The sequence below is a fragment of the Pseudomonas sp. W17 genome (assembly GCF_040268305.1).
GTDB classification, from domain to species: Bacteria; Pseudomonadota; Gammaproteobacteria; order Pseudomonadales; family Pseudomonadaceae; genus Aquipseudomonas; species Aquipseudomonas protegens.
Map to the genome: position 1 here is coordinate 4,205,578 of NZ_CP158490.1, position 19,531 is coordinate 4,225,108.

At 64.1% G+C, this 19,531-nt stretch carries 15 protein-coding genes and 1 tRNA gene; 6 read left to right on the forward strand and 10 right to left on the reverse strand.

Going from position 1 to position 19,531, the window contains the following annotated elements; genetic code table 11:
- Positions 1–208 precede the first annotated feature (208 nt).
- From ABCR88_RS19410 to ABCR88_RS19420, 3 genes are all read right to left on the reverse strand, one after another.
- Positions 209–1,582, reverse strand: coding sequence for an IS1182 family transposase (locus tag ABCR88_RS19410; RefSeq protein WP_350402792.1), 1,374 nt, complete (start codon positions 1,580–1,582; stop codon positions 209–211).
- Between the two features lie 87 nt (positions 1,583–1,669).
- On the reverse strand, positions 1,670–2,080 hold the full coding sequence (locus ABCR88_RS19415; protein WP_350402793.1) for a VOC family protein: 411 nt from the start codon (positions 2,078–2,080) through the stop codon (positions 1,670–1,672).
- A 302-nt stretch (positions 2,081–2,382) separates the two neighbouring features.
- Positions 2,383–2,456 (reverse strand) — tRNA-Cys (locus ABCR88_RS19420).
- 405 nt (positions 2,457–2,861) lie between these two features.
- On the opposite strand from ABCR88_RS19420, the gene ABCR88_RS19425 reads away from it, so the two are divergent.
- From ABCR88_RS19425 to ABCR88_RS19435, 3 genes are all read left to right on the forward strand, one after another.
- Positions 2,862–3,962, forward strand: coding sequence for a polyamine ABC transporter substrate-binding protein (locus tag ABCR88_RS19425; RefSeq protein ID WP_350403131.1), 1,101 nt, complete (start codon positions 2,862–2,864; stop codon positions 3,960–3,962).
- Between the two features lie 54 nt (positions 3,963–4,016).
- A complete protein-coding gene (locus ABCR88_RS19430; RefSeq protein WP_041118679.1) occupies positions 4,017–5,435 on the forward strand; it encodes an aminotransferase in 1,419 nt (472 codons plus the stop codon).
- 74 nt (positions 5,436–5,509) lie between these two features.
- A complete protein-coding gene (locus ABCR88_RS19435; protein ID WP_041118681.1) occupies positions 5,510–6,391 on the forward strand; it encodes a LuxR C-terminal-related transcriptional regulator in 882 nt (293 codons plus the stop codon).
- A 105-nt stretch (positions 6,392–6,496) separates the two neighbouring features.
- On the opposite strand, the gene ABCR88_RS19440 is transcribed toward ABCR88_RS19435, so the two are convergent.
- Positions 6,497–7,537 carry an ABC transporter substrate-binding protein gene (locus ABCR88_RS19440; RefSeq protein WP_350403133.1) on the reverse strand — a complete coding sequence of 347 codons (1,041 nt, stop codon included), beginning with the start codon at positions 7,535–7,537 and terminating at the stop codon, positions 6,497–6,499.
- A gap of 514 nt (positions 7,538–8,051) precedes the next feature.
- Between ABCR88_RS19440 and ABCR88_RS19445 the strand changes: the two genes are divergently transcribed.
- The 3 genes from ABCR88_RS19445 (at position 8,052) to ABCR88_RS19455 (ending at position 11,546) form a co-directional block, all read left to right on the forward strand.
- Positions 8,052–9,200: a PatB family C-S lyase gene (locus tag ABCR88_RS19445; protein ID WP_041118683.1), complete on the forward strand. Its 1,149-nt coding sequence runs from the start codon at positions 8,052–8,054 to the stop codon at positions 9,198–9,200.
- 281 nt (positions 9,201–9,481) lie between these two features.
- A complete protein-coding gene (locus ABCR88_RS19450) occupies positions 9,482–10,540 on the forward strand; it encodes an aromatic ring-hydroxylating dioxygenase subunit alpha (RefSeq protein WP_041118685.1) in 1,059 nt (352 codons plus the stop codon).
- A gap of 55 nt (positions 10,541–10,595) precedes the next feature.
- Entirely contained in the window at positions 10,596–11,546 is a 951-nt protein-coding gene (locus ABCR88_RS19455) for a PDR/VanB family oxidoreductase (RefSeq protein ID WP_041118687.1), read from the forward strand.
- 4 nt (positions 11,547–11,550) lie between these two features.
- Here the strand turns inward: ABCR88_RS19455 and ABCR88_RS19460 are convergent, their stop codons facing one another.
- The 6 genes from ABCR88_RS19460 to mdlC form a co-directional block, all read right to left on the reverse strand.
- Entirely contained in the window at positions 11,551–12,264 is a 714-nt protein-coding gene (locus tag ABCR88_RS19460) for a GntR family transcriptional regulator (protein ID WP_041118688.1), read from the reverse strand.
- 268 nt (positions 12,265–12,532) lie between these two features.
- On the reverse strand, positions 12,533–13,789 hold the full coding sequence (locus ABCR88_RS19465) for an OprD family porin (protein ID WP_011061754.1): 1,257 nt from the start codon (positions 13,787–13,789) through the stop codon (positions 12,533–12,535).
- 120 nt (positions 13,790–13,909) lie between these two features.
- A complete protein-coding gene (locus ABCR88_RS19470) occupies positions 13,910–15,385 on the reverse strand; it encodes an aldehyde dehydrogenase family protein (protein ID WP_325984826.1) in 1,476 nt (491 codons plus the stop codon).
- Positions 15,386–15,492: 107 nt separating this feature from the next.
- Entirely contained in the window at positions 15,493–16,416 is a 924-nt protein-coding gene (locus ABCR88_RS19475; RefSeq protein WP_325984827.1) for a 2-dehydropantoate 2-reductase, read from the reverse strand.
- 43 nt (positions 16,417–16,459) lie between these two features.
- Positions 16,460–17,851, reverse strand: a complete 1,392-nt coding sequence (locus ABCR88_RS19480) for an MFS transporter (protein WP_015635941.1) — start codon at positions 17,849–17,851, stop codon at positions 16,460–16,462.
- An 81-nt stretch (positions 17,852–17,932) separates the two neighbouring features.
- A complete protein-coding gene (gene mdlC / locus ABCR88_RS19485) occupies positions 17,933–19,519 on the reverse strand; it encodes a benzoylformate decarboxylase (RefSeq protein WP_015635942.1) in 1,587 nt (528 codons plus the stop codon).
- Positions 19,520–19,531 lie beyond the last annotated feature (12 nt).

Consider the following 19,531-nt stretch of genomic DNA (forward strand, 5'->3'; position numbering starts at 1 on the left):
TCCGGATAGCCCCCAATTTCGTAGACTCTTGGATTGACCGCTGGTGGCCGATTCTGTTGAAAAAGTCGGATTTTCAGATCGCCTGAATTCAGGCTCGACCACCACTGGAGAACCTACTCACCACATTGAGTGGTTTTTCGGACCTTCGGTGACCTTTGCTGCTCTGTTATTGGGTTATTTTGAGGTTTTTTGCTTGGTGCAGGCGCACCTATCCCGTGACTGGTGGCCCTTGAGATGAAAATTTGGCCAGCCGTCGCAGGTTCTGCACCGCAGCGGCCAGCGTGAATTCATCCGTCGCGCCACTCATGCCACGTAGTCGCAAGCGATCCAATTTCAGGATGCGCTTGAGGTGGGCAAACAACATTTCGACCTTTTTACGTTCGTGGCGAGAGCGCTGATACGCCGGTGTTGCTGCAATGCGCCGAGCCACATCGCGAGCAGCTTCATGGACGCTGCGGGCGATCTTGCGAAACGCAGTGTTCGGGCAGCACTTGGCTTTCATCGGACACGTAGCGCAGTCGGTCTGTCTGGATCGGAAGATGATGGTGTTGGCTTTGGTGACGTGTGAACGCTCATTTTTGAAGGCTCGCCATTCGCTGCGCAATGGGTTGCCGGCCGGGCAGCGGTATTCCTCAGCCTCTTCATTCCAGTGGAAATCGGTGCTCGAAAAACTGTCGTTCTTGCGCTCGGTTTTGTCCCACACCGGCACATGCGGCTCGATGTCTTTTTCCTCCACCATCCAGGCCAGCATCGGCGCCGTACCGTAAGCAGTGTCGCCGATGAGGCGATCTGGCTTAATGTCGAATTGTTCTTCGACCCGATCAATCATCGTCTTGGTACTTTCGACCTCGGCCGTTCGATTGGCAGGTGTTGGTTCCACATCCATGATCACGCCATGCTCAGTGTCGATCATGTAGTTCGTGGAGTATGCAAAGAAGGCGGGGCCACCCGGAGCAGCCGTCCATCGGGCTAGAGGATCAGTCAGCGATAAGCGCTTGGGAGGTGCTTCAGCCAGCGCCTCTTCATCAAGTGCTTCGAGGTATTCACGTACGGCACGCGTACTGAGCGTTGGATCGCTCCAGTTGACCTCTCCATCGCCTGGTACACCACGCTGCCGACTCGCGTCCGCCTTGATGATGCTGGCGTCCACTGCAAAGCCTTCGCCCTTGACCAGACCTGCGTCCATGCAGCGACGCAGCACCTCATTAAACAGCCACCGAAACAAACCGCTGTCCCGGAAACGGCCGTGTCGATTCTTGGAAAACGTCGAGTGATTGGGGACTTCATCCTCAAGGCTCAACCGGCAGAACCAGCGATACGCCAGGTTCAAATGGGCCTCTTCGCACAACCGCCGCTCGGAGCGAATGCCATAGCAGTAACCCACGACCAGCATGCGAATCATCAGTTCAGGATCAATTGAAGGGCGCCCAATCGGGCTATAGAAATCGGTGAGATAATGGCGCAGGTCGCCCAGATAGAGACACCGATCAATGCTGCGCAGAAGATGATTTGCTGGGATGTGATCTTCAAGGTTGAACGAGTAAAACAGTCGATCCTGCCCACTCGATAACTGTCCCATCATGCTGCGTACGCTCCCGCTGGCCGATGTGTATATTTTGCCGCAAGCCCGGTAGGAGAGCTACTTGCTCAATAAATCGATCGAAAACTGTCAGTCAAAGAACTCCATACCTGCGTATGGATGGCGCCGACATTGCTCAAGCCGCGAAGCCAGACTGCCGACATGCACTTCCAGTCGGTGCCCGTCGGGGTCTGAGAAATAAAACGAGTCACCCTCGCTCGAATTGGTTTTCCACTCGATAACGTTCCGTAACCGCAAGCAAACAGTTACTCCTTCAAAATCGTCCTGCCCCACCGAAAACGCATAGTGAGTGTAATCAGGGTGTTTTTCCGATGCATAGTTCTCATCGAAAGACAAACAAAGCCAGAGATAGCCAAGGGTAAGATAGGCCCCCGTTTCCCAGCGAGCAGCCAGCCTAAAACCGAGTAGCCCCACATAAAATTCGATACTGCGAGGAAGGTTCGCAGTCGCCAACGTAAGGTGATTCAAGCCAGTCAACATGAGCACCTATCCAAAACAAGTCGATGAGAGGGGGTGAGCATACCAACGTCGATTTTTTCAACACAATCAGCCGAAAGCGGTCGTTCCTAAGAACTTAGCTTGAATTCCGCTTTGACTAGGGCTCAAAGCAGCTCATCGCAAAACGGCAAGTGTATTAGCCAATCTCCACCACCAACTCGTACCCAATGGAGCGAAAGGACTCTGTCAGTTCGATGCTAAAAACAAACGAATTGCGGAAGTGACAGCCCAAATCCCAGGCAATAAAAAACCCCGTAGACGTTAATCTACGGGGTTTTCAAGGGTGGAGGCCGAGGTCGGAATCGAACCGGCGTAGGCGGATTTGCAATCCGCTGCATAACCATTTTGCTACTCGGCCCCAAATGTCCAATGCCTGAAACACAACACTGGACACGTACAAACTGGAACGGCTAACGAGATCAACTTCATCTCGTAACTCTTTGATTTCTAAAGAGTTTTTCCGTTTCCTCGCTGAGGAATGGTCGCAATTATGGACGTGTTTTCCATTCCTGGCAACTCCTATTCGAGATTTTTTCTGCCGGGCTGTTTCTACAGGTTTCCGGGCTGAGCCAATCCGTCGGGCGAACAGCCTAGTGTTCGCCAACGAGGCGGGATGATTGCACAAACCCATCCAGATAGCTGCCCCCTTCTGTGTTTGCCCACCTACCCGATCGGGTTATGGCGTGGGCCGGGGCGTTCGCGGACAGTTACGCCAACGGCTCGACCCGGGCTCCTTCCATCACGTTCAAGGCGGAATTGAAGTATGCGTACAGCTTTCCCTGCGATGTTTGGCGTGGTTCTGGCACTGACGGCGGCTTGGGCCCAGGCCGGTGAGCCTGGAGACAAGACCCTGCGTTTGTACAACTGGTCGGACTATATCGGCGAGAACACCCTCGCCGGGTTCGAGAAGGCCACCGGGATCAAGGTGATCTACGACACCTTCGATTCCTATGAAACCGTCCAGGGCAAGCTGCTGCCGGGGCGCTCCGGCTACGACCTGGTGGTGCTCAACGCGGCCCTGGTGCCGCCCTTGATCAAGGCGCGGGTGTTCCAGCCGCTGAACAAGGCCTTGCTGCCCAGTTGGCAGAATCTCGACCCGCAGGTGCTCAAGAGCCTGGAAAGCTACGACCCGGGCGTGCAGTACTCGGCGCCCTATACCTGGGGCAGCAATGGCGTGACCTATAACGTCGACAAGGTCCGCGAGCGCATGCCGGACGCGCCCATCGGTTCTCTGGCCATGCTCTTCGATCCCAAGGTGGTGTCGCGCTTCGCCGATTGTGGGGTGACGCTGCAGGATTCGCCCACCGACATTCTGCCGCTGGTGCTGGCTTATCTGGGGCGCAATCCCAACAGCGCCGCCCCCGAGGAGTTGAAAGCGGCGCAGGATGCCTTGATGGCGGTGCGCCCCTATATCCGCAAGTTCGACTCCACCAGCTACCTCAATGGCCTGGCCAATGGCGACCTGTGCGTCAGCGCCACCTGGTCCGGCGACTACGCCACGGCCCAGGCCAGGGCCAACGAGGCCGGGGCACCGGTCAAGCTCGACTATTTCATTCCCAGGGAAGGCTCGCTGATCTGGTTCGACGATTTCTATATCCCCGCCGACGCGCCGAACGTGGCCAGCGCCCATGCCTTTATCCAGTACCTGCTGCAACCTAAGGTCATGGCCGAAGTCAGCGACTACATCCGCTACGCCAACGCCAATCTCAAGTCCACACCACTGTTGAGCGCCGAGGTGCGGGACAACCCGGCGATCTACCCCGATGCCCAGACCCGCGAGCGGCTGTTCACCCAGAAGATCCAGACGCCCGCCAGCACCCGGCTGATCACCCGTACCTGGAACATGGTGAAGATCGGCAAGTGAGCCCCCCGCCCCCACAGAACTTTCCACCCCATATTGCTACCCGAGGTGAAGCCCATGGCTATCCAACCCGACGCCTTCTTCCAGCAGTTCGACGATTCGAAACTGGTGGCCGCCGACAAGGCGCACTACATGCACGGCTTCCATATGTTCGACGAACACCGCGAGCAGGGGTCGTTGAATATCGCTGCCGGCGACGGCGCCTACATCTATGACACCGCCGGCACCCGCTACCTGGATGCCGTAGGCGGCATGTGGTGCACCAACATCGGCCTGGGCCGCGAGGAAATGGCCGAGGCCATCGCCGACCAGGTGCGGCAACTGGCCTACTCCAACCCGTTCTGCGACATGGCCAATGTCAGCGCCATCGAGCTTTGCCAAAAGTTGGCAAGCCTGGCGCCAGGGGACCTGAACCACGTGTTCCTGACCACCGGCGGCTCCACCGCGGTGGACACCGCCTACCGCCTGGTGCAGTTCTATCAGAACAGTCGCGGCAAGCATGAGAAGAAGCACGTGATCTCGCGGCACAACGCGTACCACGGCTCCACCTTCCTGACCATGTCCATCGGTAACAAAGCCGCTGACCGAGCGCCTGAATTCGACTTCATGAGCGACCTGTTTCACCACATCTCCTGCCCCAACTACTACCGGGCGCCGGCCGGCATGAGCGAAGCGGACTTCCTCGAGTTCCTAGTAGCGGAATTCGAAGACAAGATCCTCACCCTGGGCCCGGACAAGGTGGCGGCGTTCTTCGCCGAACCCATCATGGGCTCCGGTGGGGTAATCATTCCTCCCGAGGGTTATCACCGGCGCATGTGGGAAATCTGCCAGCGCTACGACCTGCTGTATGTCGCTGACGAAGTGGTGACCTCCTTCGGCCGCCTGGGTGCTTTCTTCGCCTCCGAGGAAGTGTTCGGCATGCAGCCGGACATCATCACCACTGCCAAGGGCCTGACCTCGGGCTACCTGCCCCTGGGCGCGTGCATTTTCTCCGAGCGCATCTGGCAGGTCATCGGCGAGCCGGGCAAGGGTCGCTGCTTCACCCACGGTTTCACCTACAGCGGGCACCCGGTGAGTTGCGTCGCGGCGTTGAAGAACATCGAGATCATCGAGCGGGAAAACCTGCTGGCCCATGTCGAAGAGGTCGGCATCTATATGGAGCAGCGCCTGCAGACCCTGGCCGAACTGCCCCTGGTAGGCAGCGTGCGCTGCAAGCGGCTGATGGCCTGCGTCGAATTCGTCGCCGACAAGCGCACCAAGGCGCTGCTGCCCGACGGGCTGAACATCGCCGAGCGCATCCATCTGCGGGCCCAGGCCAAAGGCTTGTTGGTGCGCCCCATCGGCCATCTCAATGTGATGTCGCCCCCCTTGATCATCACTCGCCAGCAGATCGACGAAATAGTCGCCACCTTGCGCGACTGCATCCTCGAAGCTGCCGCCGAACTGCGCCAGAACGGCCAGTACCTGGGCCAATGACCCCTAGCCGCTGGCTGCGCGAATATCGGCCCGGGGTCTTACCGGGCCTGCGCCCGACCGTTAGACTGCCGGGCATGAGCGCACCTGCAAACACTTCTACCGCCCCCCTCAGCCTCCCTGCCCTGCAGGCCTGGCACGCCTGCCTGGCCCAGGCCTTCGGCAGCGTGGACGATGGCACCTTCCTGCAGCACCTGGCGACGGCGCTGAACGCGCTGACGCCCATCGAATCGATGATGATCAGCCTGGAACGCAAGGGCATGCCACCGCAATTGCTGCATGAACGGGGCATAGTCGGCGCCTACCGCGACGAAATCATCAACCGCTACTTTTCCCGCGGTTATCTGCTGGATCCGTTCTGCCTGGCGGTGGAAAACGGCCTGGCCGAAGGTTTCTATCACCTGTCGGAAATCGCCCCGGACGACTTCTTCAGCAGCGAGTACTACAAGACCTACTACCTCAAGACCGGGGGCGCGGAAGACAGTTACTACATCGTCGACCTCGATCCCCAGAGCAAGATTTCCCTGTGCATGTTCCAGGGCCTGAGCGGCGAGCGCTTCGCCAGCGAACCCCTGGCGCTGTTGCGGGCGGTGGAACCGCTGGTGCGCGAGCTGATCCGTCGTTTCGGCGGTAGCGGCCTGCAACCGCTGTTGCGCCAGGCCAGTCAGGACGCGCTGCCCGCCCCGGCACCGGCCAACTTCAACCAGCAGATCGAAGCGGCGTTCATGAGCTTTGGCCAGCCACTGCTGACGGTTCGCGAGCGCGAAATTGCCCACCTGATCCTGCGGGGGCACTCGGTAAAATCCACGGCCAAGGTGCTGGAGATTTCCCCGGAAACCGTGCGCATGCACCGCAAGAACCTCTACACCAAACTGACCATCAACTCCCAGGCCGAGCTGTTCGCGGTATTCATCGACTGGCTGACCCAGCCCGCACCCACCAGCCAAAGCCCCCTGTAGGAGCGAGCGTGCTCGCGCTGCACTCAAAAACGCCGCGGTCACTGAGTGAACGCGGCGTTTTCGTTGACGATCTTCGCGAGCAAGCTCGCTCCTACGGCCTTTCCATCAGCGAGCGGCCCAGGCGTTGAAACGCTGCTCCAGCTCCTCGCCATGATCGACCCAGAACCCCGCATCCACTGCCCTGGCGCCCTTCAAATTGGCCTCGAAGGTCGGCAGTTGCCGCTGCACCGCCTCAGGCAGCAATGGCAGCGCCTGACGATGCACCGGCCCGTAGGGGATGTTTTCAGAGAACACTTTCTGCGCCTGGGGCTGGCTGGCGAACAGAATGAAGGCTTCGGCCAGGGCCTTGTTCGGCGAGCCCTTGACCACCGCCCAGTACTCCGGGTCGTACAGGCTCTGGGGCCAGAGGATACTCAGTTGCATGCCCTCCTTCTGGGCCATGGCAATGCGCCCGTTGTAGGCTGCGCTCATCACCACGTCACCGGCCACCAGCCACTGCGGCGGCTGAGCCCCGGCTTCCCACCACTGGATATAGGGCTTGATCTGGTCGAGCTTGGCAAAGGCCCGGGTCACGCCCTCGGGGGTGTTGAGCACCTGATACAACTGGGCAGGCGCCACACCGTCGGCCAGCAAGGCAATTTCCAGGGTGTACTTGGCGCTCTTGCGCAAGCCGCGCTTGCCGGGGAAGTCCTTGAGGTTCCAGAAATCCGCCCAGAACTGCGGCGCCTTCGCCAGCTTCTGCGGAGCAAAGGCCATGACCATAGACCACACATAAGTGGCGACCCCGCATTCGGTCAACGTGCCGGGCACGTACTGCGCAGGGTCCCCGAAACGGGCCAGGTCCAGGGGTTCGAACAGGCCCTCGTCACAGCCACGCAGCAGCTCCGGGCTCTCCACTTCGACCACATCCCAGCTGGTCTTGCCGACATCGACCATGGCCTTGATCTTCGACAGCTCGCCATTGTATTCGCCGGCCACTACCCGGGCCGCCCCGCTCTGGTTGAATGGCTGGAAGTAGGCCTGCTCCTGAGCCTGTTTGGTGGCTCCGCCAAAGGAAATGACCGTGAGGTTCTGCGGCTGGGCGTAAGCCCCGGTGCACAGCAAGACCCACGACAACGCAACGCCGCAACGCAAGGTGTTGGACATGAAACCCATCCTCAAGAAAGCCGGCTCGCCCGCACGAACCCGCACAACAAGAGCCTGGAAGCGACCGTATGCAACGGGCGGTACAGCACCAGGCACTACGAGTCTTGGTCAGCGGCGCAAGGGCTCGCGCGGCGCAGGCCGCGTAGCCGGATCATCACCGTTGCGGGCTCTGCGGCCCTGATCGTTTGGTGTAGTGGCGACCCGTCCGGAGCAACCGGCCGTGGTCATGCGCGAATGGCAGTTCATCGCTTGCTCCCTGTTGTTTTTGTAGGAAGAACAAATCGATCGGCAGTGCACCGCAGGAGCGCCCGTGGCAGTCGGGCAGGCGGATGCAGGGGTTCATTGTTTCCCTAACCCGGGGCGTTGCGAAACGAGGTTTTTGTGAGGCACAGGCAAGGGAAAAGCTGCCTAGAGGACAGCCGGGGTAAAAAAGCCGCAACCGGGCCGGCCGGTTCAGCGCCAGGTGAGGCTAGAATCAGTTCCTTTCTCCCCCGCGACCCGACGAGATCCGTTCATGAGCTTCGATTTCGATACCCTGCACCCCCGTCATGGCACCGGCAGCACCAAATGGAGCCGCTACCCCGAGGATGTCCTGCCGATGTGGGTGGCGGACATGGATTTCGCCGTGGCCGATGGCATCCTCCAGGCCCTGCGCCAGCGCCTGGAGCACCCGCTGCTGGGCTATAGCGTGGCCCGGGACGAATTGCGCGAGGCGGTGGTCGCCGACCTGTGGGACAAATACGCCTGGCGCGTCAGGCCCGACGAGCTGATTTTCCTCCCAGGGGTCGAGCCCGGGTTCAACATGGCCCTGCACGCCTTCGTCCAGCCGCAGCAGAAGGTGGTGCTGCAAACCCCCAACTATCGCCCCCTGCGCCTGGCCCCGGGCAACTGGGGCCTGGACAAGGTCGAAGTGCCGTTCCAGCTCACCGTCGACGGCACCTACGACACCCCCATGGACGCCCTGCGCCAGGCCTTGCAAGGCGCCGGCGCGATGCTCCTGAGCAACCCGCACAACCCCCTGGGCAAAGTCTTCCCCCGGGACGAACTGCTGGCGGTGGCCACTGCCTGCCTGGACCAGGGTGCGTTGATCATTTCCGACGAGATCCATGCCGAGTTGTGCTTCGACGGCCGCCGGCACATCCCCACCGCCTCCCTGAGCCCGGAAATCGCCCGGCGCACCATCACCCTGATGTCGGCCAGCAAGGCCTACAACATCGCCGGGATGAAGACCTGCTTCGCCATCATCCAGGACCCTGCCACCCGCCTGGCCTTCAACAATGCCCGCGCCGGCATGGTAGACAGCGTCAGCCCCCTGGGCCTGGAAGCCACCCTGGCCGCCCTGACCCACGGCGACCCCTGGCTCCAGGCCCTGCTGGGCTACCTGCAGGCCAACCGCGACTACCTGCTGCACGCGGTACAGACCCGCCTGCCCGGCATCCGCATGCACGCGCCCCAGGGCACCTACCTGGCCTGGCTCGACTGCAGCGCCCTGGGCCTCGACGACCCCCACGCCTTCTTCCTCGAACAAGCCAAGGTCGGCCTCAGCGCCGGCCTGGAATTCGGAGACGACTGCGGGCAGTTCGTGCGCCTGAATTTCGGCTGCCCGCGGGCCTTGCTGGAAGACGGCATCCAGCGCCTGCAGGACAGCCTGCAACGGCGCTGATTCTGCCCCCCCCCCCACTTCGTCCCCGACACCGCAGCCGCCAGATCCCCCCTGGCGCTGCGGCCTGCCCACCAGCCTCGCCCCGCAACTGCCCACCGGCCCTTCGGCGCGCCGCGCCTTGACGCGCGAACAATGGATCCATAAATCCCCTTCACTGGATCCAAAACCCCTACAGCGACCGATTATCGAACACTAAATCAGCATGTTTGTTTGACACTCCCAGAGCGCCAACCATTTAATGGATCCATTAAATAAAAACAACAAACGCCTGGAGAAACGTCATGTACCCCAAGAATGCCTGGTACGTTGCCTGCACCCCCGATGAATTGCAGGGCAAGCCCCTGGGCCGGCAGATCTGCGGCGAACACATGGTGTTCTACCGCGCCCATGAAGGTCGGGTAGCTGCCGTCGAGGATTTCTGCCCCCATCGCGGCGCACCGCTGTCCCTGGGCTATGTCGAGAACGGCAACCTGGTATGCGGTTATCACGGCCTGGTGATGGGCTGCGACGGCAAGACCGTGGAAATGCCCGGCCAGCGGGTGCGCGGCTTCCCCTGCAACAAGACCTTCGCCGCGGTGGAGCGCTACGGTTTCATCTGGGTCTGGCCCGGCGACCAGGCCCTGGCCGACCCGGCGCTGATCCATCACCTGGAATGGGCCGACAACGATCAATGGGCCTATGGCGGCGGGTTGTTCCACATCCAGTGCGACTACCGGCTGATGATCGACAACCTGATGGACCTGACCCACGAAACCTACGTGCATGCCTCCAGCATCGGCCAGAAGGAAATCGACGAGGCGCCACCGCAGACCACGGTAGAAGGCGATCAGGTGGTCACCGCCCGGCACATGCACAACGTCATGCCGCCGCCCTTCTGGCGCATGGCCCTGCGTGGCAATCAGCTGGCCGACGACGTGCCGGTGGACCGCTGGCAGATCTGCCGCTTCAGCCCGCCCAGCCATGTGCTGATCGAAGTCGGCGTGGCCCATGCCGGCCACGGTGGCTACGACGCCCCTGCGCAGTACAAGGCGTCGAGCATCGTGGTGGATTTCATCACCCCCGAAAGCGACACCTCGATCTGGTACTTCTGGGGCATGGCGCGCAACTTCAACCCCCAGGACCGGGCGCTCACCGAGAGCATCCGCGAAGGCCAGGGCAAGATCTTCAGCGAGGACCTGGAGATGCTTGAGCGCCAGCAGCAGAACCTTCTCGCCCAGCCCCAGCGCAACCTGCTCAAGCTCAATATCGACGCCGGCGGCGTGCAGTCGCGCCGGGTCCTGGAGCGGCTGATCGCCCGGGAGCGCGAGCCCCAGGAACCCTTGATCGCCACAAGCCGTTAACCCCCCGAACCCGACAGGCTGGCGGCCCGGATGCGGCCACCGGCGAGGACCGATGATGATCGACGTACTGGTGGCAGCGCGCCACGACGAAGCCCTGGACATCTGCAGCTTCGAACTGGCCGCGGCCGACGCAAGCCCCCTGCCCGCCTTCAGCGCCGGCGCCCATATCGACGTGCATCTGGCCAACGGCCTGGTGCGCCAATACTCCCTGTGCAACCACCCTGAAGAGCGCCACCGCTACCTGATCGGCGTGCTCAAAGACCCTGCCTCCCGCGGTGGCTCCAGCAGCCTGCACCAGCAACTGGAGGTGGGCACGCGCCTGCGCATCAGCGAGCCACGCAACCTCTTTGCCCTGGAGCACGCAGCACGGCGCAGCCTGCTGTTCGCCGGCGGCATCGGCATTACCCCGCTCCTCAGCATGGCCGAACAGCTGGCCCACAGCGGCGCGGATTTCCAGCTGCACTACTGCGCTCGTTCGGCCCAGCGCGCGGCCTTCGTCCAGCGCTTGCAGGCCTCGCCCTTTGCCGAGCGGGTGAGCCTGCATTTCGACGAACAACCGGACACCGCCCTGGATATCGCCCAGGCCCTGGCCGGCCCCCGGGACGACGTGCACCTGTATGTCTGCGGCCCCGGTGGCTTCATGCAACACGTGCTGGACAACGCCCGGGCCCAGGGCTGGAAGGAGCAATGCCTGCACCGCGAATATTTCAGCGCTGCGCCCATCGACCACAGCACCGACGGCAGCTTCGCGGTGAAGCTGGCCAGCAGCGGCCAGGTGTTCCAGGTACCGGCCGATCGCAGCGTGGTCCAGGTGCTGCAGGACCAGGGCATCGAAGTGCCGATTTCCTGCGAGCAAGGGATCTGCGGCACCTGCCTGACCCGGGTGCTGGAAGGGGTACCGGAACACCGCGACCTGTTCCTCACCGAGGACGAGCAGGCGCGCAACGATCAGTTCACGCCCTGCTGTTCCCGGGCCAGGAGCCCATTGCTGGTGCTGGATCTGTAGAGCCTCACTGCGGGCGCAGGATCAGCCTCATGCGCTCGTCGGCCACGGCCGAGCCGAAGATCTCGGCATAGCGCAAGGTGGCATTGGCATGCTCGCGCATCAGTGCCTCGGCCCGCGCGCCCTGGCCATTGACCAGGGCATCGAATATCGAGTGATGCTGCATGTGGGCATAGTTGAAGCGCCGGTATTCCCGGGCCATGTCCTGGCGGTCTACTGCCAGGGCGGTGACCGAGGCGAACGGCAGGTGGTCGTTGCGCGCCAGGGCATCGGCGATCGCCGGGTTGCCGCTGCCCGCCACGATCACCTGGTGAAAACGCATGTTGAGGTCGTGATAGAGCTCCAGGTCCTCTTCGTTGACATAGCCCTTGTCGAACAGCGCATCGCCCTCGACCAGGCAGCGTTCGAGAGTCGCCCGGCCCTCGGCCGACAGCCCGCGCTCGGCGGTCTGGCGCGCCGCCAGGCCTTCCAGCACCCCGCGCACCTCCACCGCCCCGGCGATGTCTTCGGCGCTCACCGAACGCACCTGAAACCCGCGACCGCCGAACCGCACCAGCAGGCCTTCCTGCTCCAGGGTGCGAAAGGCCATGCGCACCGGCATGCGTGACACCCCGAACAGCTCGGCGGTGGGCACTTCCATCAAGCGCTCGCCTGCCGCCAACTCGCCCGAGGCAATCATCTTGCGCAGCGCAACCAGCACCGTTTGACCGGGTTTGCTCATCCGGGCAGCTTCCTGAAAACGTGGGCGGCCATAGTAACGCAAGCCCCCCCGCAACACGCACCCCGAGATTGCCGTAGCCATACGAAGCAGCACGAAGCGGCGCTTACCTCTGTAGCCGCTGCCGAGCCTCGGCGAGGCTGCGCAAAGGTCCGCAGGACCTTGCCTGGCGATCTGCCGCCGGACCTCCAGCGCTCGTGGAATCGCTGCGCCTGCTGCGTCGGAATGCCGCCCAAGCCGTTCGCAGCCTTCGGCAGCGGCTACAGGGTTTTCAGAGCGACAGCGGGTAGCTGACAATCAGCCGGGTCTGGTCGAAGTCGCTGTTGAAGCTGCGTCGGTTGGTGGCGTTGTTCAGCCGCAGGCTCAGGTTCTTCAAGGTGCCGCTCTGCAGGGTGTAGCCGATCTCGGTATCGCGCTCCCACTCATGGCCGTCATTGCCAACCTTGGTGGTGGCGCTGTCGCCACGACCGTAGCGCACCATGGCCAGCAGCCCGGGAATCCCCGAGGCGGCGAAGTCATAGTCATAACGCACCTGCCACGAACGCTCGCCGGCGTTGCTGAAGTTGCCGTTGAACATGTCGTTGCCCAGGGTCCGGCCGCTGCTGCCGTAGACCGACATCCAGGGGCTGTCGCCGCTGACTTTCTGCAACCCCAGGTACAGCGTGTGCCCGGCCCGAGAGGCGGAGAACAGACCATAGGCGGTGTGGCTGTCGACCCGGCCGATACGCGCGCTGCCATCGTCGCGGTCGATGAAGTAGCCCAGGTTCGCCCCCAGGGTCCAGTCCCCCAGCGGTTGCTTGTGCAGCAGGTTGAAGTAGCTCTGGCGGTAGATGTCTTCCAGCTGCGAATGCCAGACCCCGAGCAAGGTGCGCTGCTGGTTGAAGCGGTACTCGGCACCGGCGTAGTTGAAGCCGTCGGACTTGACCCCGGGCGCGGCCCAGGCCGAAAGGTCCTGCATGTCCGAGGAGTTGCGCAGGCTGACGGCACGGTACTGCCCGGCCTGCAGCCCCAGGCCGCTGATCTCTCGGGAGACCAGCATGGCCCCGCGGAAGGTTTGCGGCAGCAGGCGGCCGTCGTCATAACGCAGCAGTGGAATGTCCGGCAGCAGCTCGCCGACCTTGAACTCGGTGGCGGAAATCCGCGCCTTGAGGGCCGCGCCGGCGCGACCGAAATTGTCCGCGGCGCGCCCGTCGTCGTGCACCGGCAGCAACTCCGAACCGCTAGTCTCGCGGCTGCTGTCGAGCTTGAGGCCGAACAGGCCGATGGCGTCCAGGCCAAAGCCCACGGTGCCCGGGGTGTAGCCGGAGCTGAACTTGAGGATAAAGCCCTGGGCCCACTCCTCGACCTGGCCCTTGGGCGCGTCATGATCGCGAAAATCCCGGTTGAAGTAGTAGTTGCGCAGCAGCAGGTCGGTCTTGCTCCCCTCGAAAAAACCGCTGTCGTCGGCGGCCCAGGCGGGCACGCACAGGCCCACGGACAAGCAAGCCCCCACCAGGGAACGGCACTGCATCGGATGACGGGTGTTCATTATTATTGTTCTCCGCTTTTCATAGGCGCAGCCGTGCCCGACAGGCCGGCAAGGGCCCGCGCGCTCACGGATGCTCAAAAGCCCGGCCAGGGCGGCCGGGCGTTATTTAAAGGTGCCGGGTCAGAAGGGATACTGACGCGGCCGGTGCTGCAGGCTGATCCAGTGGTCCCGGGTGAATTCATCGATCGCCCAGTCGCCGTTGAAGCGCCCAAGGCCTGAGTTCTTCTCGCCACCGAAGGGCGCGTTGGCCTCGTCGTTCACCGGCACATCGTTGATGTGGGTCATGCCGGCGCGCACCTGCCGGGCGAAGTTCACCCCGCGCTCCAGGTTGCCGGTGAACACCGCGCTGGCCAGGCCGAATTCGCTGTCGTTGGCCAGCTCCAGGGCATGGGCTTCGTCCCGGGCGCGCAGCAGCCCCACCAGCGGGCCGAAGATTTCATTGCGCGCCAGGTCCATGTCGGCACGCACTTCGCCGTAAACATGGGGCGCCAGCAGGTTGCCGTTCTGCCCGCCCTCGTACAGTGGCTCGGCGCCCTGCTCGCGGGCCAGGGCGATCTTGTCCTGCAGGCCCTGCAACTGGCGGGCGTTGATCACCGGGCCGATCACTGTGTCCAGCGATTGCGGATCACCCACCTTGAGCTGCTTGACCCGGGCCACGAAGCGCTGGGCGAAGGCGTCATAGAGGCGCTCGTCGACGATGATGCGGTTGATCGCCATGCAGATCTGCCCCTGGTGCAGGAACTTGCCGAACACCGCGGCGTTCACTGCCTGTTCCAGGTCGGCATCGTCCAGTACCACGAACGGGCTGTTGCCCCCCAATTCAAGCGCCACGTGTTTGAGGTGCTCGCCGCCACTGGCGATGCGGCCGATGCCGCGCCCCACCGGGGTCGAGCCGGTGAAGGTGATCAGCGCCGGCACCGGGTGCTCGACAAAGGCATCGCCGATCTCGCTACCGGCCCCCACCACCACGCTGAACACCCCGGCGGGCAGGCCCGCTTCCTCGAAGATCCTGGCCAGCAGCAGGCCGCCGCACACCGGCGTATCACTGGCCGGCTTGACCACCACCGCGTTGCCCAGGGCCAGGGCCGGGGCGATGGAGCGCTGGGTCAGGTGCAGCGGGAAGTTCCACGGGCTGATCACTCCGACCACCCCCAGGGCGCTGCGGTAGACCCGGCTTTCCTTGCCCGGCACATCGGATTCGACAATCCGCCCGTGGACCCGCGCCGGGAAGGACGCCGCCTCCAGGGTGATGGCCCGCGCCGCGCCCCACTCGGCCAGGGCCTTGATCCGCGTGCTGCCGGATTCGCGAATGATCCAGTCGACAATTTCCTCCTGGCGCCGGTCGAAGATCGCCACCGCCTGGTGCAGCACCGCCGCGCGCTGGGACGGGCCCAGGGCCGCCCATTGCGGCTGCACCTGGGCGGCCCTGGCGTAGGCCGCGTCCAGGTCGCTGCGGTTGGCCTGGGCCAGTTCCAGCAGCTGTGCACCGTCGAATGGATTGCTCACCACCAGGGTCTTGCCGGAGGCGCCGGCGCGCCACTGTCCGGCGATGGGTTGCAGGTGCAGGTCGCGATAGACCGCATTGGAATCACTCATGGAAAATCTCCTCATGGAACAGCATTCATAAACCGATGTGTCACACAAAAGCCGGTGGGTGCAGGAGCTGGCAAGCCCCAAGGCCCTCTTCGCCGGCAAGCCGGCTCCTACGAGGCGGCGCGTTTTTCGATCAGGCGCAGCAGGCCCAGCAGGGTTTCGGTGTGGGGCACGGGCACCCCCGCCTGCCGTGCCCGTTCCAGCACCTGGCCATTGATGGAGCCGATCTCCGTGGGCCGCCCTGCCAGCACGTCCTGCAACATCGAAGGCTTGTGGGTGCGGTGATGGGCAATGGCGAACGCCACACTGTCCAGGCAGCCCTGGGCATCCAGCTCTATTCCCTGGGACCTGGCCACCGCCACCACCTCCAGCACAATGGACCGGGCCAGGGCCACGCCTTCCGGCGCTGCGTCCAGCTGGCCCACGGTGCAGCCGGTGGCGGCGCACAGGCTGTTCAAGGCGGCGTTGAAGGCCACCTTCTCCCAGATAGAGGTCCAGACCTGCGGGTCCACCGCACAGTTCAGCCCGGCAGCGTCCAGCACCGCCGCCACCTCCTGGCTGGTATTGCGCTCGCGGCTGTCGAGGGCGAGCACCCGCACCATGCCCTGGCCGTGGGAATGCACCTGCCCCGGCCCGACCATGTCGGCGGGCCAGTTGGTCATGCCGATCAGCACCTGCTGCGGGGCCACATGCCGGGACAGCGCCTCGGCATTGCCCAGGCCGTTCTGCAGGGTCAGTACGAGGGTGTGGCCGGCGATATGCCCGGCCACACTGCGCAAGGCACTGTCGGTGTGCAGGGTCTTGGTGAAGACCAGCAACAGGTCGGGGTGCCCCGTGGCCTGCTCCGGACGGCAGGCGTGCAGGCCGGTAATGCGCCGCTCGCCGCTGTCGGTGGCCAGCAGCAGGCCGTCGCTGCGGATCGCCGCAAGGTGCTCGTCGTTGATGTCCAGCAGGGTTACCTGCTGGCCGCTTTGCGCCAGCAGGCCGCCAAACAGCGAACCCATGGCGCCCGCGCCAAGAATGGTGATGTTCATCGAACCTCCTGTTTGAGTGGCCGGTTCACGCACCGGGCCGCGTTCATGACTGGCCCGGCAGGCGCCGGGGAATGTGCCGGCCCACGATCAGCAGCGCCAGCAGCGCCATGACCATCACCGAACCCAGCAGCGTGAGGTAGCCGTTGGCGCCGCCCTGGGTAATCACCAGGGCTCCGGCGAAGGCACTGAGGATCGCCCCCAGGCGCCCGAAGGCCAGGGCCGATGCGGTGCCGGTGGCGCGCACACTGGTGGGGTAGATAAAGGCGCACAGGGCAAACATGGTGGACTGCACGGCGTTGACGAACAGGCCGTGCACGCCGAAGCCGAAGATCAGCAGCCCGGTGTCCTGGTGGATGTCCACCACCTGCAACAGGAAGGCGCTGGCCGCGCCGCCGGCGCAGCAGATCAGCAGCGGCCAGAACGAACCCCAGCGAGTGATGGCCACCGCGCACACCAGCGCCCCGATCACCCCGCCCAGGTTGTAGGCGGTCAGCCCGGAACCGGCCACCGACAGCTCCAGGCCTTCGGACAGCAGCATGGTGGGCAGCCAGCTGAAGGCGCTGTAGACCGCGGTCAGGCACATGAAGAACGCCACCCAGAGGGCCAGGGTGTCACGCCCGTAGCCCAGGGCGAACAAGGCGCGGAAACCACCCTGCTTCTCGCTCTTCTGCTCCAGGGCATCGGTGTAGACCACCCCCGCCGCCATCGGCCGGCCCATGCGCCCGAGCAAGGTGCCTAGCTCGTTCCAGCGCTGGGGCCGGCGCGCCAGAAAGCGCGGCGACTCCGGCAGCGTCGCCAGCAAGGCAAAGCCCAGGACGATGGGCAGGCTGCCGCCGATGAAAAACAGGGTGCGCCAGCCGTACAGCGGCAACACATGGGAGGCGAACAACCCCGCCAGCATCCCGCCCAGGGGCACGCAGACAATGGTGGCCGTCACCGCCAGGGTACGCCGCCGCGCCGGGGTGAACTCGGCCGTCACCGTAGTGGCGCTGGGCAGCGCGCCACCGATGCCAAGCCCGGCGATAAAACGCAGGGCCGCCACCGCCAGCGCATTGGGCGCCAGGCCAATGGCGCAAGTGGCCGCACCGAACACGAAGACACTGGCAATGATCGCCATGCGCCGGCCGAACCGGTCGGCAAACAGACCGGCGCAGGCACTGCCGATGCCCATGCCGATCAGCCCGGCCGCCACCGCCGGAGCGAACGCCTCGCGGGTGATGCCCCACTCCTTGATCATCAGCGGAATGGCAAAGCCGATCAGTTGGCCGTCGAAGCCGTCCATGACGATGGACAGCGCCGCCAGCAACACCACCAGCTTCTGCATGCCGGTGAAGGGGCCATGGTCGAGCAAGGTGCCGATGTCGGCGTGGGTGGAACCGGAACGCGCCGGCTGGGGCGCGTCATCTATCACAGCAGTGACCGAAGTCGTGTTCATAACCACCTCTTTTTATTCTTCTGGTGAGTCCGCAGGTTGCGGTTGGCAAGGCCGGGCTCGCGCCCGGCGACAAGGCAGCCCTCAAGGTTCGATGGTCAGGGTCGGCACCTCGATCAGTACCGGGCGGTCGCCTGCCAGGGCTTCACTCAGGGCCTGGGCGAACGCCTCGCGGGTGTTGGCCTGCACCGAGTGCACGCCATAGCCGCGGCCGATGGCGCAGAAGTCCAGGCCGGGCACGTCCAGGCCCGGGGCGTCGCTGACCTGCAGCACACCGGCGAACCAGCGCAGGGCGCCATAGGTGCCGTTCTTGAGGATGATGAACACCACCGGGATCTGGTACTGGGCGGCCGTCCACAGCGCGGTGATACCGTAGTTGGCCGAGCCGTCGCCAATGACCCCGATCACCCGCCGCTCCGGCCGGGCCAGTTGCACCCCCACCGCCGCTGGCAGGCCGAAGCCCAGGCCACCGGCGGCCGGGAAGTAGTAGCTGCCGGGTTCGCGCATTTCCACCCGCTGCCAGAAGGCGCCTACGGTGGAGGTGGACTCCTTGACGTAGATCGCGTCCTTGGGCGCCAGCTCATCGATCACGTCGAACACGGTTTCCGGGCGCAGCAGGCCGCCCAGCTCCTCGACCGGAGCAGCCGGCGGCAAGGCCTGGGGCTGCGGTCGGTCGCAATCCGGCAGCGCCCAGACCAGGGCCTGCAGGGTCTCGGCGATGTCCCCCACCAGCGCATCGCCCATGGGCGCACGCGCCGCTTCGCCGGGGTCGCAGGTGATGTGCAGCAGCTCGGTGCCCGCGGGCAGGTAGTCCCCCGGGGCGAACTGGTGGTAGCGGAATACCGGGGCCCCCACCACCAGGATCAGGTCATGGTCCGCCAGGCAGCGGCTGATGCCGGCAATGGCTGCCGGCAGCACCCCGCGAAAGCTCGGGTGACGGGTGGGAAACGGGCAGCGCGAAGCGGACGGCGCGACCCAGGCCGGCATGCGCAGTTTCTCCGCCAGTTGCACGGCCAGGTGGTTGCTCTGGCTGCCATCCACATCCGGCCCCAGCACCAGCACCGGGTTGCGCGCTGCCGCCAGGCGCTGCACCAGCGAACGCAATTGCGCCGCCGAGGGCAGCCCGGCAGTGGCCACCTGGCGCCGGGCCAGGTGCTCGACCCCGGCCGGCGCCGGGCGGGCCCAGTCGTCGTAGGGAATGGACAGGTACACCGGGCCCTTGGGCGCCTGGTTGGCCATGTGGATCGCCTGGCTCAGGGCCCGCGGCACGTCCTCGGCGCAGGCCGGCTCGGCGCTCCACTTGACCAGGGGCTTGGGCAGCTGCGGTGCATCGACGTTGGCCAGCATCGCCTCGACGCCGATCATCGAGCGCACCTGCTGGCCGGCGGTGATCACCAACGGGCTGTGGGAGTACCAGGCATTGGTCAGGGCGCCCATGCCATTGCCGGTGCCGGCCGCGGCGTGCAGGTTGACGAAGGCCGGCTGGCCGCTGGCCAGGGCGAAGCCGTCGGCCATGCCCACCACCGCGCCTTCATGCAGGCCGAGGATGTAGCGGAAGTCTTCGGGGAAGCCCTTGAGAAAGGGCAGCTCGTTGGAACCCGGGTTGCCGAACACGGTGGTCAGGCCTTGTTGCCGCAGGATGTCGTAGGAGGCGCTATGGACGGTTTTCATATGGACCTTTGC